This window comes from Paraburkholderia sp. J10-1, assembly GCF_905220165.1.
GTDB lineage: Bacteria > Pseudomonadota > Gammaproteobacteria > Burkholderiales > Burkholderiaceae > Paraburkholderia.
Genome location: NZ_CAJMYW010000002.1, coordinates 1,018,907 through 1,032,089 on the forward strand (window position 1 = coordinate 1,018,907; position 13,183 = coordinate 1,032,089).

The following is a 13,183-nucleotide window of genomic DNA, read 5'->3' on the forward strand; positions in this document are numbered from 1 at the left end:
GGACATAGCGTTTGGGTTAGCTGGTGCGAAGGGCGGCAAGCAGCCCTTCCACCGGTTGAAACCGAATCTCAAGTTCGGCGAGCAACACGCTCTGCATATCTTTGCGAAAGCCGGCGAGCCACGCGTGCGGCGCGGCGCTTTCCGCGTCGGTTTGCGCAGCGGCCGCCGCCGCGCGCTGCCGCTCGAAATGCGCGCCGAGCAGCGCTGGCACGCCGGCGAGCAGGCTGCGCTCGCGCGCGCCGAGCGCCTGTTCCATGACGGCATCCACGGTCGCAAGGCGCGCGAGCGCAGGCGCGCGGGCGGCCAGCGCGGCGCGCAAACGGGCGCGCAGCGTGGCGATGTCAGTCTCCATCGCCTGCTGCAGGGCCAGGTAGCGCTGGCGGAAATCCGCGAAATTGGGTTCCACATCGGCTGGCGGGCTGGCGGCCTGCGTGCGGCGACCATCGCGCCGCGCGGGCGCGCCTTCGCCAGCAATGGCCTTTCTCAGCGCCGCGCGCACGCGCTCGCTCTGGCTTTGTTCGGCGCTGACGCCGACGCGCGTTGCTGGCGCACCGCCCGGCGTTTGAACGCTCAGCGCCGTCGAAAGCGCGATAGCGTCCGTCCAGCCGAGCCACTGGCTCAGCTGGTCCGAGATCGATTGCCGGGATTCGGGCACCTCGGCTTCGCCGAAGCGCGCAAGTAAGCGAACGAGCGTCGGGCCGCTCAACGCGAGGCGTTGCGGGGCTAGCACTTTTCCACCTGGGCAAAAAACCCGCTAGTTTACACGCCCGCGAGGAGGCGGCCGGCATCGGCGGTTTGCCGGGCGCCTGAACGGCGCCGCCGCGAGCGGTGAAAGCGCGGCTCTCGTGGGCGCGAGGCCACGCCGCGCGGGGGCTTCAGGCCTTGGCGCTCTCGTCCAGAATTTGCTGGATGGCTTGCTCGAAGGTCTCGACGGGCTGGCCGCCGCTGATCAGATACTGCTGGTTGAAGATGATCCCCGGCACCGACTGGATGCCCGCCGCCTGGTATTCGTGCTCTTCGGCGCGCACCTCGTCGGCGAACTGGCCGCTTTCCAGGACTTCGCGCGCGCGCTCCGCGTCGAGCCCCACGGACTGCGCCGCCGCGAGGAGCACCGCGTGGTCGCTCGTGTCCTTGCCCTCGCCGTGATACGCACGCAACAGCGCGAGCTTGAGCGGCAGCTGCTTGCCTTCCATGCCGGCCCAGTGCAGCAGGCGATGTGCGTCGAACGTGTTGTAGATGCGCTCGCGCGGCCCGAACGAGAAGCCGACGCTCGCGCCGCGCTCACGGATCATGGCTTGCGTCTCGGCAATCTGTTCGGGCGTGCGGCCGTACTTCTTGCCGAGATACTCGACCACGGATTCCCCGCCCGGGCCCATTTGCGGATTCAGTTCGAACGGATGCACGACGATCTGCGCATCGACGGTGTCGCGCAGACGCTCGAGCGCGAGATTCAGCGACGAGAGGCCGATCGCGCACCACGGGCACGCGATGTCGGAGACGAAATCGATTTTGAGCGTTTGTTTCATGGCTTTCCTGATCCGGTTGAGCGCGGAGTCACTGGGGCGCAGTGCATGGCGGGTGCGCAAACGGCGTGCGCACCCGGCGCGGATGATTCGTCAGCGTGTACGGGGGCTTATTCGTCCATCATGCGGGCTTTGACCTTCTTGCCCTTGACCTTGCCCGCGTTGAGCTTGCGCAGCGCGTCGCGCGCGATGCTGCGCTCCACGGCCACGTAGGTCGAAAAATCGGTCACGTTGATCTTGCCGATCTGCGCGCCGCTGAAGCCCGCTTCGCCGGTGAGCGCGCCCAGCACGTCGCCGGGACGGATCTTTTCCTTGCGCCCGCCGAGGATCTGCAGCGTTTCCATCGGCGGCAACAGCGGCTCGTTGCTGGCGGGCTTGAGTTCCGCGAGGGGGCTCCACTCGACTTCGCGCTTGAGCGCCTGCTCAATGCCGCCCACGCGGCCCATTTCGTCCATGCTCGCGAGGCTGAGCGCCCAGCCGTCCTGGTCGGCGCGGCCCGTGCGACCGATGCGGTGCACGTACACCTCGGGGTCGGGCGTCACGTCCACGTTGATCACGGCTTCGAGCTGCGCGATGTCGAGGCCGCGCGCGGCCACGTCGGTGGCCACGAGCACCGAGCAGCTGCGGTTGGCGAACTGGATCAGCACCTGGTCGCGCTCGCGCTGGTCGAGCTCGCCGTGCAGCGCGAGCGCGTGAAAGCCCTGCGCGCGCAGCACGTCGAGCAGGTCGCGGCATTGCTGCTTCGTGTTGCAGAACGCAAGCGTGCTCACGGGCCGGTAGTGATTGAGCAGCATGCCCACGGCGTGCAGGCGCTCGTCTTCCGTGACTTCGTAAAAGCGCTGGCGGATCTTGCTGTCGTCGTGATGTTCTTCGAGCTTGACTTCCTTCGGATTGCGAAGGAACTGCTGGCTCAGCTTCGTAATGCCTTCGGGGTAGGTCGCCGAAAAGAGCAGCGTTTGACGCTCCTTCGGGCATTGGCGTGCCACCGTGGCGATGTCGTCGAAGAAGCCCATGTCGAGCATGCGGTCGGCTTCGTCGAGCACGAGCGTATTGAGCGCGCCGAGCGCGAGGTTGCCGCGCTCCAGATGGTCCATGATGCGGCCAGGCGTGCCCACGACGATGTGCGCGCCATGTTCGAGGCTCGCCGCCTGCGGACGCATGGGCGTGCCGCCGCACAGCGTGAGCACCTTGATGTTTTCTTCGGCGCGCGCGAGGCGGCGGATCTCCTGCGTGACCTGGTCGGCCAGCTCGCGCGTGGGGCAGAGGATCATGGCCTGCACGTCCTGGCGGCGCGCGTCGAGACGCGAGAGCAGCGCGAGCGAGAAGGCGGCCGTCTTGCCGCTGCCGGTCTTGGCCTGGGCGATCAGGTCGTGGCCCGCGAAAGCGATGGGCAGGCTCGCGGCCTGGATCGGCGTCATGTCGACGTAGCCGAGGCGCGTGAGGTTGGCGAGCGTGGCGGGCGCGAGTGGCAGCTCGCTAAAGGGCGTTGCAGTGGCTTTGTTTGTCATGACGGGGTCTCGCGCCGGACGGGTGAGGGCGACGCGGCCGTTCGGTAGAAGTGGCGTCGATGCGGGTGGTGCGCGCGCAATGCGCGCGAGCGTTCCGGGATTTTAACGGATGCGCGCGCTCGCGCCCGCGCGCGTGCCGCGCGAGGGGAATGACGGGCGCCATAGAGGAGGCCGAAAACGTCTCGTTTGATAATCGCGATTTCACGCAATAATAATCGCCGCATATGGAAATAATGCACGCGCGCGATATGACTGGTATTGTCGTGATAAAGTTCAACTCATCAAGGAAATTTTAATCGCCTGAAATACCCGGCAATTAAGCCGATTTCCACAATAATCGAATTCCAGTACCGATCCGGGCGTCGCGTGATTGCCACACGGCCTATTCAGGCTGATCGGTGCATTACTCCGTATTTCCCATTTACAACAGGCACTTACGGAATTTTCTTTCGATATTTCCAGATTTAGCAAATATCTGTTACAGCGTTTGCCAAGGCGATTTAAAGCCTTTGACACGTAGACTTCGCCCGGGATTGCCGGTGTGGCTCCAATACCCGGAGCCGCTTCAGCGCGGTCTGAATGTCATAAGGAAAGTCATGAAGAATACTTTGATTATCGCGGGCGTCCTCGGCGCTTTCGCAGCCTCCGCTCACGCACAAAGCAGCGTTACTCTCTACGGCGCACTGGATGCGGGTATCGTCTATGCGAACAATGCAGGCGGCCACGCCGCATGGAACCAGGGTAGCGGCACCGTTGGCGACACGTACTTCGGCCTGAAGGGCAGCGAAGACCTGGGCGGCGGTCTGCACGCGATCTTCACGTTGGAAAACGGCTTCAACCTGAACAACGGCAAGGACACCGAGAGCGGCACGATGTTCAACCGTCAGGCGTTCGTCGGTCTGCAGAGCGACCGCTTCGGTACGCTGACGCTCGGCCGCCAGTACGACTCGATGGTCGACTACCTCGCTCCGCTGTCGGAAACCGGCTCGGGCTACGGCAACAACCTCGCCGCTCACCCGTTCGACAACGACAACCTCGACCACTCGTTCTCGATCAAGAACGCGGTTAAGTACCAGAGCGTCAACTACCAGGGCTTCAAGTTCGGCGGCATGTACGGCTTCAGCAATGACGCCGGCCAGTTCGCGAACAACCGCGCATGGAGCGCGGGCGCATCGTACGGCAACGGCCCGCTGAACTTCGCGGCTGCCTACCTGCAGATGAACAACTCGCCGACGAACACGAACGCCAACGGCGCGAATTCGGCTTCGAACGGCAACAACTTCAATCTGTCGGCACAAACGCAACGCACGTTCGGCGCAGGCGTGAACTACAACTACGGCCCGGCAACGGTCGGCTTCGTGTGGACGCACACGCAGTACGAAAACCTGATCGCTGGCGGCCAGGGCGGCAACACGTTCTCGATCCCGTCGGGCACGAACCTGCACATGGACAACTTCGAGCTGAACGGCGCCTACGCGCTCACGCCGGCTCTCGCCCTGAACGCGTCGTACACGTTCACGGACGGCAAGGTCACGGGTTCGAACGGTTCGGGCGATCCGAAGTGGCACACGGTTTCGCTGACGGCTGACTACTCGCTCTCGAAGCGCACCGACGTGTACGCTGGCGCCGTGTACCAGCACGCTTCGGGCAGCCTCGGCGACGCCGGCGCGAACGTTGCAATGATCAACACGCTGTCGCCGTCGACCTCGCAGAACCAGGTCGCCGCAACGGTGGGTCTGCGTCACCGCTTCTAAGCATCACTGGCTCGCTCCCTCGTGGAGCGACGAAGCGCGAGCACCCGATCGGCCGGTCGGGGCCCGCGCTTCACGCGGGCCATACCCTTGGCCCGCTGCTTCATCCGCTTTCTACCTGAAGCACGACCGGTTCACGGTGCGTGGCGCGCTCATAAGGCGCGCCACGGCTGTGAACCGGTTTTCTTTTGTGGCTCAGGATTTCACAGCCGCTGGTGCGACGCTTGCCGCAGGCGCGGCTACGTCATTCGGCACGTCTTCCGTCGCTCCCCGCACCCGCGAAACCCATAGCACCGCCACGCATGTGAGCGCCGCCGCGATCCAGCCGTTCTGCCCAAAGCCGATGATCGCGCCGTGCGCGCCATTCGTGAGCCACTGGCCGCCCAGCCACGCGCCGATGCCCGTGCCGAGCGCCTGCACCGCGCTGTTGGCGCTCAGGAACGCGCCGCGCCGCGCGGGCTCGGGAATGGTGGTGAGCAGCGCCTGCATCGGCACCATGCGGCCCGACATCGAGATCATGAAGAGCGCGAAGAACGCCACGAGCGCGAAGAAGGGCAACGTGGGCAGATGCGTGACGAACAGCACCGGCGCGAGCGAGACGAGCGCCATCACGCGAAACACGCGGCGCTTGCCGTAGCGGTCCGCGAGACGGCCCACCGCGCGCGAGGTCATGAACGTCGCGGCGCCGCCCGCCATGTAGAGCCACGAGAGCTGCTGCGGCGCGACGCCATGATTGCCGACGAGCATCGGCGCGATGAACGGGATCACGAGCATGTGCCCGGCCATCATCGTGAAGGTGAGCGCAAAGGCCTTCAGATGGCGCGGCAACGTGAGCAGCTGCCAGAGATTCGGCAGCACTTGCGCGAGCGGCGTGCGCTGGCCGAGATGCTCGGTGAGCGAAGGCACGACGCGCGAGCCCGCGAGCCAGATCGCCACGGAGAGCGCGACGAGCAGCAGGAACGGCGCGCTCCAGCCGTAATGCGCGCCGAGCAGCACGCCGGCCGGCACGCCCGCAATGGCCGCAATGGAGAACGCCGTCATGATGATGCCCGTGGCCGCGCCGCGCCGCGCGGCGGGAATCACGTCGCTCACGATCGCCATCACGATCGAGCCGAGTATGCCGCCGGTGAGGCCCGCGAACGCGCGCGCTGCGAGCAGCAGATGAAAGTTCGTGGCGAGCGCACAGGCGAGATTGGAGAGCGCGAAGAGGGCATAGGCCACTTGCAGCAGACGGCGGCGATCGAAACGGTCGATATAGGTCGCCGCAAGGAGTCCTGATAGACCCGAGCAGAGCGAATACGCGGAAACGGCCGTTGCGAACGCCGCCGGCGTGATCGCGAACGCATGCATGATCTGCGGGCCGAGCGGCATCATCACCATGAAATCCATGATGACCGTGAACTGCGTGAGCGCCAGCAGCCAGAGCAGCGTGCGTTCGCGTAGCGGTGTGAGAGTAGTGGTCATGTATTGGCTTGGAGCCTGAAAGTAAAAAGGCGCGGCAGGGTTGCCGCGCCAGCAGGATCGATCAGTCGTCGATCGTTTCGTGGGCCGCCTGCGCGCCGCGCCGCCAGTAGGCGGAGGCGCGGATGCGCTTCTTGTCGACGCCACGCTCGTTGCACAGATGCGCGCGCACCGCACGGATTTCCGAGGCTTCGCCAGCGGCCCAGACGTAACCCTCGCCGGGCGGCAGCCACACTTCGGCTACGCCGTCCAGGAGCGGGTGCTCCGACTCGCTTTCGTCGCGATAGCACCAGATGGCGTACAGGTCGGCTTCGGTGGGCAGCTCGATGCGGGCTGCGCGGTTCGCCACTTCGACGACTACGGCCACACGCGCGCCGGGCGGCAGTTCGGTGAGGCGCCGCTGGATCGCGGGCAGCGCCGTTTCGTCGCCGATCAGCAGGTGCCAGTCGAAGCCCGTGGGAATCACCATGGAGCCGCGCGGGCCGCCCACGCCGAGATACTGGCCGGGCTGCGCCTGTGCCGCCCATGCGGTGGCCGGGCCGGCTTCGTGCAGTGCGAATTCCAGATCGAGCTCGTTACTTTGCGCATCGAAGCGGCGCGGCGTGTAGTCGCGCATGGCGGGACGCTCGACGCCATCGGGGTAGGCGACGCCGTCAGGACCCAAAGTTGGCACTACTGGCTTTTCTTCGCCAGCGGCGGGGAAGAACACCTTGACGTGATCGTCGAACGACGCCGAGACGAAGTCGCTCAGGTCGCCCGTGAGTGTCACGCGCACGAGCGCGGGCGAGAGCGCGGTGACGCGCGCCACGCGCAACAGTCGGAACTTCAGCGGGTGACGTACACGGACGACTTCGAGTTGGGACGGGTTCTGCATGTATGGCTCCGATGTTGGGGTGGTGCGGCGTGGCCGCCGCGTGGCGCGTGACGAATCGATGTGGCGTGTCAAACGCCTTCGCCCTCGCTGCCGTTTTCAATTTCCTGGGTGGCGCGCGCAAGAATCGCGGCGATGCGGCGCTGCTCTTCCGGCGCGACGTCGGTGCGGCGCAGCAGTGCGTGCTTGAGCGCGCGGCGTGCTTCGATCAGTTCGCGCACCCAGCCGCTGCCTTCGGCGGGATCTTCGCCGGCCATCGCGCGGCGCATGACTTCCATCTTGCGGCCGAAGTGCGTGAGCTTCGCGAGGATCAGGTCTGCGCGTTCGCGGTTGGTTTCGAGGTACGTGCGGCCTTCGGGCGAAAGCTCGTAGCGCTTGCGGTTGCCCTCCAGCGTCACGCTCACGTAGCCCAGTTCTTCCAGATACGTGAGGGCCGGATAGACCATGCCGGGGCTCGGGCTGTAGAAGCCGTTCGAACGCGCGTCGAGCGCCTTGATGAGCTCGTAGCCGTGGCTCGGGCGCTCGGCGAGCAGCACGAGCAGCATGAGCTGCAGGTCTTCGGAGCTGAACTTGCGGCCACGGCCGAAACCGTCGCCGTCGCCGAAACCGCCGAAACCGCGGCCGAAACCTTCGCCGAAGCGGTCGCCAAAGTCGCCGGGACCTTCGCCGCCGCGATGGCGGCCCATGGCGTGACGCAGCGCGTGAAGCGCCTGCATGGCCGGGTGACGGCCGCCGAAGAAAGCGCGCGGATCGCGCGCGGCGTGGCCGTGCCGGCCGGTATGACCAAACTGCAGATGGTGGCGCATAGGGCCTCCTTATCGCTAGGGTGTCTTAAAACATGTCTTAAGATATATATCTTAAGAGTGTTTGTCAAAGAGAATATTTGGGGGGCGGAGCGTGCGACGCAGTCTGCGGCGACCCCGCGGATGCAGGTCAGAAGAGCATGGGGCCAGATTACCGGAGGCGCGGTCCACGGGTAGCGAATCCCAGGTACCTTGATTCGGCCGCCCGCTCAACGTCTTCGCCGAGCGTACTTGCCAGTGGCGTGGATGGCGCAAACGGGTCCGAGTGACGGGCGTTGGGGGCGGTAGCGTGAGACGGAACGCCAGCGCCTTTCGGAGCACGCTGCCAGGCGTTCGGGGCGGCGATAAGGCCGGTTAGCGCAATGGCGTATCTGCTCATCGTGCGCGCGCTTCCTGTGTCAGCCGGATCCAGTTGGCGCGAAAACCAGAAAGGGCGACGCGGTGTTGCGCGCCGGGCAAAGCGCGCAAAGGACGGTTTTGGGGAAATGTGTGTGTGATGGTTTCCTGCGACGCGGAGGGCGCTTGTCGACCCGAAGCCGTCGTTCGCTGTCTTGCAGAACGAAGGTCCCCTTGCGGCGCGGAAGTGCCATTCGCATAACCACCGCAGGCAGGAACCCCCTTTCAGTTGTGGGAAAGCGCCGTCGGTGCCAGCGGCGACTACTCACCACCAGGATCTCTTGGGATAGATCGCACCGAAGCCGTTTGTTAGAGTCGGTAATTTCGCGAGTCGTCCCAGTTGCCCGGTGATCACGCCGGGACTGTATGCTCCACGGTTGATCTCTTGAGCGAAACCGTTTCCATTGAGCGGTGACGAGCAGAAAGGTCACCTGCCGGGCATTTGACTTCGCATTCCTGGTTTCACCGCCAATAAGGGACAATCTTTGAAACGTCTCAGCCATGTGCTCATCGTGGCGTTGCTACGCACGCTTTCCATCCTTCCTTACAAATTTGTCGCCAGGCTCGGAATGGTTGTCGGCACTGCGTTGTACGCGCTTCCGAGTCGCCGCAAGCATATTGTCCTGGTGAACTTGCGTCTTTGCTTCCCAGAGAAGACCAGCCGCGAACATCAGAAACTCGCCAGAGCTCACTTCCGCCATGTTGTTCGTAGCTATCTTGAGCGAGGCATCCAGTGGTTTGGCAGTGCGCAGTCGATCCGGGATATCGTCCAGATCGAAAGCAAAATTGATCTCGATGACGATGCAGCCCCGCCCACCATCTTCATGGGTTTTCATTTTGTGGGCATTGAGGTGGGCTGCATGCTCTACTCGACGCACCTCCCCGTCGCCTCTCTGTATACGCGTATGTCAAGCACAACCCTGTGTGACCTGGCCAAGCGGCAACGCGGGAGATTCGGTGCGGAAATGATCGAGCGTGCGACCAGTGCAAGAAAGATCGTGGCATTGCTGCGTTCCGGCAAACCAGTCATGCTCGCGGCGGATATGGACCAAGGCGTTGACAACTCTGTATTTGTCCCATTCTTCGGCGTTCCCGCCTGCACGCTCACAGCCGTTTCGCGTATCGCGAGACTGGCGCGCGCGCGGGTTGTTCCCTTCGTGACCGAGGTGCTCCCGAATTATCAAGGGTATAAGCTGACAATTTTCGAGCCGCTCGCGGAGTTCCCATCGGGGAGCGATATGGTCGACGCGCGTCGCATGAATGCGTTCCTTGAGGAACAGGTCGTTAAGTTTCCCGAGCAGTATTACTGGGTGCACCGACGTTTCAAGCATCGACCACCAGGTATGGCATCGGTATATTGAACAGTTCACTGGGGCATTGAGCCTGTAGGCCGCGTTTGCCAGCGGCACCGCGTTGTGTTCGACCTTTGCGTATGCAGGCTGTGAAGCAGAAAGTGTCGGCGAGCAATGGCGAATAGATAACGCTTTCGACCGACGGTCTCTGACCAGGGACCGACGCCCCGCCGTGTCTCGATACCGCGAGAGCGGGCGCGCGGACCTCGAACGCCCGTTGACGCGGGCAGAACGGACATTTGACTGTCCATCTAAATGTGCCGACGAAAGGCTGGAGATGGTCGTTCTTTGACCCACGGCGTGCGCCAGATCGGCCGCCACCAGGCGAGTCTATGCGGTGGCATAAGCCGACCCTAACCAGCCAGTCCCTATGGCCGGAAGCGCCGACCCGGAGAGCGATCAGGTACGTTTCGCCAGATAGGCATCAACTAACTCGACCAGTCGTTCTCGCCCGAAGCTCCCATCATGCCCAGCGTGGACTACTTGCACGGGCAGTTCACGCAAGCGTTTCATCGTTCGCACATAAGTCGGAATATCAGCGCCGCTTATCTCATCCAGTAGCGGGCCATCGTAGATCGCATCGCCTGAGAACAGAGTGCCAGTAGCCGCTTCCCACAGGCCAATGCTGCCCGGTGAGTGGCCGGGCAGATGCAGAACTTCAAAATTCCGGTTGCCGAGATCAACGACGTTCCCGTCCTTGACGATTTCCGTGACCGTCGCGGCCCGCACGCGATAGTCAGACATCGAGTAATCAGCGTCGGGAAGGGCCGTGATCAAATCACCGTCGAACGAATACCCGGCTTCGCGATACCGGCGAATGGCTTTGTCGCCTAATACCGACGCCAGAAGGGTGCCTGACTCGCGCGGCGAGCGCAGATTCTCTGCCTCCAATTCGTGAACCAGTGTGTGGTCGAACTCGTGATGTCCGCCGACATGATCCGAGTGTGTATGCGTCGCAACGGCGGTTACGTTGTTCTGCAGCAGATGCTTTGCCGCATCGCGTAGGCTAGCGATACCCATCCCTGTGTCGATCATCAGGTCTCGGTCGCGGCCGCGCACATGCCAGATATTGCAGCGCATCAGCGGCACAACGTGGGGTTCCCAAAACAGGGTGATGTCATCGCTGATGCGTTTGAGTTCAAACCACCGCTGGGCAATTGGTAACCTGGTCATGTAGGGGCACTCACGAGTATGAGTTGTTACTTTGACACACTTCGCATCGCACCTCGAGATGTCTCCCGATAGGACCTGGAGGCGCACAACCTTGTCTGCGGGAACGTTCTCAATGTCGTTCGTCCTGACAGCGTACAGGTATCTAACTTTGGGTACTTGCGTATACAATGGTACGCACCCAGTCGGGTCCGCAGTCAACAGGCCGAAGGTGAGTCCTTGAGCGAAAAATCCAATTCATCGTTACGCGAGATCGAGCCGCCGGCGGATGCCGGTCAGGGCTCGCTTGCTCAATATGTCTATACCCGGCTTCGCCAGGAAATTCGCAACCGCGAACTCGGTTCGGGCACCCGGCTGCGGGAAACCGATATTGCCGAGCGTCTGGCCGTGAGTCGGACCCCCGTCCGCGAGGCGCTCAAGCGGCTCGAGTCGGAAGGCATGGTGCGTTTCGCGCCGCCACGGGGCTATGTCGTCGAGCAGCTTTCGGAACGGCAGGTCATGGAGCTTTACGCGATGCGCAAGGTCATGGTTGGCGCGGCTGCCCGCTTCGCGGCCGAGCAGGCTTCGCCGATCGAAGTGCTCTCGATGAACCAGGTCATTGCGCAACTGGAGCGCACGAAAGTGCCGGAGGAAGTAGCAGCGTTGAACCGGCGTCTGCATGAAATCATCGTGGCCGCCGCGCATAACGAGTATTTGTCGAAGGCCGCGAGTGTGCTCGGCGACGCGCTCGCGCTGCTCGGCACGACCACCTATTCGCAGCCGGGCCGCATCAAGAGCGGACTCGCGGAGAACAAGCTGATTGTTGCATGCATCGCGCGGCACGACGCGGACGGCGCGGAAAAGGCCGCGCAGGCGCACGTCGCCGCCGCGACCGAACTGCGCCTGCAGATGCTTTTCGGCCCGGAGGGCGGCCAGTCGGGCAGTTAGGATTCGGAACCGCTCGGCCGCCGTGCCGAGCGTTTCGTCCGGCGTTCCAGCGAGCGCGGGGTGGATCGTTTCGAGCTTGCGCCCCGTCCTGCGCGCACCGAATGCGAGCGTGACGGCTGCGACCGCGAGCCACGCCCCGGCGATATACGCGAATACCCACACATAGCCGAAGCGCGTGAAGATCGCCGCAACGATGAACGCGTTGCCGACATTGGCGAGCGGTCCAACGCCATACGCGAAGCCCGCTCCCGTGTTGCGGATATCGGTGGGATATTGCTCCGGCGTATATGCGTAGCACAGCGAAACGAAAGTCTGCGTGAGCATGCCGACGCAAAATCCGAACGGCACGATGGCCCTATGCGCCCTTGCGTGCCGGCGTGCGATCAGGGCACCCAGGCGGTTTCGTCGGAACCGTCGCCGGGCGTCGTGCTCAGTGCGAGCGGTGCGCTCGCCGCGTCGGCGCCCGGCAGCGTGCGCCTCGCCATGAGCGTGCCGAGCAGGGCGATGTCGCTCGCTTCGTCGATGGCTTCGAGGCGTTCGTAGAGCGCGAGCGCTTCGGACGCGCCGATGGTTGCGATGCAACGCGCGACGAAGGCGTCGCAGCGGTCATGGTGTGCGGGCGGCGCGGCGCTCGATGGGCCATGGCGCGGCTCGCCGAAGGCGTCGGCGGCCCGCGTCAATGCGTCGGTCAACGTGTCGGTCAGCGGGCCGTGCGGTGTTGGCCCGGCTGTCTCGCCTTGCTCCGCAAGCGCGACCGTATGGAGCGCCACGCGCGCGCACCGACCGGCGCGCAAGGGAGCTTTGAGTGCTTCGTCGGGCGCTGCGGCTGCGAAGTCGGCTTCATCCATCATCATTGCGCCAGGAGCGAGCGCGAGCGCTGCCGCCGTCGTCGAGGAGTCGAAGCGAAGCAGATGGCTTGCGGCGGCGACCGTCGCAAGCGTCGTGGCGAGCGTGGGCGCGAGGTTCGGCGCAGCGCTTGCAAGCCCCTGGGCGGCCGCTTCGCCCGCAAGCCACGCGGCATGGAACCGCTCGCCGGAGAGCCTGCGTGCGCCGGCCAGCGCGAACAGCGCGGCGAAGCGCGCGGCGTGCGCTTCGCCGTTGTCCGTGCTCGCGCCCTGCTGTCCGGCGGCTGCCGCCGCGCCGTTCGCGAGCGCGGCGTCGAGCGCCGTTGTGCGGCGCGCGGTGCCCGCAACGAGGCATGGCCCATCCTCGGCCAGCGCGCCTGGCGTATGCGCGAGCCGCTGCGCTGCCGGGCTGCCCGCGCCGCTCATCAACGCGCCGACGGTCTCGATGATGGCGTCGCGCGTCGCGGCCCGGGCGTGCGGTGTGGCCTTGCGCGCGTCGAAGGCCGCGATGCGCCGGGCCAGCGGCAGCGCGGCGGCAATGAGTGCGTGTTCGGTCATCGGTTTGCCCTCGCTGTG

11 protein-coding genes and 1 pseudogene are annotated in these 13,183 nt (G+C 64.5%); 3 read left to right on the top strand and 9 right to left on the bottom strand.

What is annotated here, in order from left to right:
• Window positions 1-16 precede the first annotated feature (16 nt).
• The 3 genes from U5A65_RS11345 to dbpA all read right to left on the bottom strand — a co-directional run bounded on the left by U5A65_RS11345 (window position 17) and on the right by dbpA (window position 3,031).
• Window positions 17-730: a DUF3348 domain-containing protein gene (locus U5A65_RS11345; RefSeq protein WP_321946297.1), complete on the bottom strand. Its 714-nt coding sequence runs from the start codon at window positions 728-730 to the stop codon at window positions 17-19.
• A 145-nt stretch (window positions 731-875) separates the two neighbouring features.
• Window positions 876-1,526, bottom strand: a complete 651-nt coding sequence (locus tag U5A65_RS11350; protein WP_321946298.1) for a DsbA family oxidoreductase — start codon at window positions 1,524-1,526, stop codon at window positions 876-878.
• Between the two features lie 107 nt (window positions 1,527-1,633).
• Window positions 1,634-3,031: an ATP-dependent RNA helicase DbpA gene (gene dbpA / locus U5A65_RS11355; RefSeq protein ID WP_321909235.1), complete on the bottom strand. Its 1,398-nt coding sequence runs from the start codon at window positions 3,029-3,031 to the stop codon at window positions 1,634-1,636.
• Between the two features lie 596 nt (window positions 3,032-3,627).
• Here dbpA and U5A65_RS11360 point away from each other — a divergent pair.
• Window positions 3,628-4,785 carry a porin gene (locus U5A65_RS11360; protein WP_321909233.1) on the top strand — a complete coding sequence of 386 codons (1,158 nt, stop codon included), beginning with the start codon at window positions 3,628-3,630 and terminating at the stop codon, window positions 4,783-4,785.
• A gap of 192 nt (window positions 4,786-4,977) precedes the next feature.
• Here U5A65_RS11360 and U5A65_RS11365 read toward each other — a convergent pair whose 3' ends face one another.
• The 3 genes from U5A65_RS11365 to U5A65_RS11375 form a co-directional block, all read right to left on the bottom strand.
• A complete protein-coding gene (locus U5A65_RS11365; RefSeq protein WP_321946299.1) occupies window positions 4,978-6,246 on the bottom strand; it encodes an MFS transporter in 1,269 nt (422 codons plus the stop codon).
• Between the two features lie 61 nt (window positions 6,247-6,307).
• A complete protein-coding gene (locus U5A65_RS11370) occupies window positions 6,308-7,117 on the bottom strand; it encodes a siderophore-interacting protein (protein ID WP_321909229.1) in 810 nt (269 codons plus the stop codon).
• A gap of 68 nt (window positions 7,118-7,185) precedes the next feature.
• Complete coding sequence (locus U5A65_RS11375; RefSeq protein ID WP_415764611.1) at window positions 7,186-7,920, bottom strand: PadR family transcriptional regulator; 735 nt, start codon at window positions 7,918-7,920, stop codon at window positions 7,186-7,188.
• A gap of 878 nt (window positions 7,921-8,798) precedes the next feature.
• Here U5A65_RS11375 and U5A65_RS11380 point away from each other — a divergent pair.
• Window positions 8,799-9,674 (top strand): lipid A biosynthesis lauroyl acyltransferase, encoded by an 876-nt coding sequence (locus U5A65_RS11380; protein WP_321914482.1) that lies wholly within the window; start codon window positions 8,799-8,801, stop codon window positions 9,672-9,674.
• A gap of 390 nt (window positions 9,675-10,064) precedes the next feature.
• On the opposite strand, the gene U5A65_RS11385 is transcribed toward U5A65_RS11380, so the two are convergent.
• Entirely contained in the window at window positions 10,065-10,838 is a 774-nt protein-coding gene (locus tag U5A65_RS11385) for an MBL fold metallo-hydrolase (RefSeq protein ID WP_321946300.1), read from the bottom strand.
• Window positions 10,839-11,054: 216 nt separating this feature from the next.
• On the opposite strand from U5A65_RS11385, the gene U5A65_RS11390 reads away from it, so the two are divergent.
• Entirely contained in the window at window positions 11,055-11,762 is a 708-nt protein-coding gene (locus tag U5A65_RS11390; protein WP_321946301.1) for a GntR family transcriptional regulator, read from the top strand.
• A 69-nt stretch (window positions 11,763-11,831) separates the two neighbouring features.
• On the opposite strand, the pseudogene U5A65_RS40955 reads toward U5A65_RS11390, so the two are convergent.
• Window positions 11,832-12,086: pseudogene (locus U5A65_RS40955) on the bottom strand (MFS transporter); the annotation flags it as partial.
• A 59-nt stretch (window positions 12,087-12,145) separates the two neighbouring features.
• Complete coding sequence (locus tag U5A65_RS11395) at window positions 12,146-13,165, bottom strand: MmgE/PrpD family protein (protein ID WP_321946302.1); 1,020 nt, start codon at window positions 13,163-13,165, stop codon at window positions 12,146-12,148.
• Window positions 13,166-13,183 lie beyond the last annotated feature (18 nt).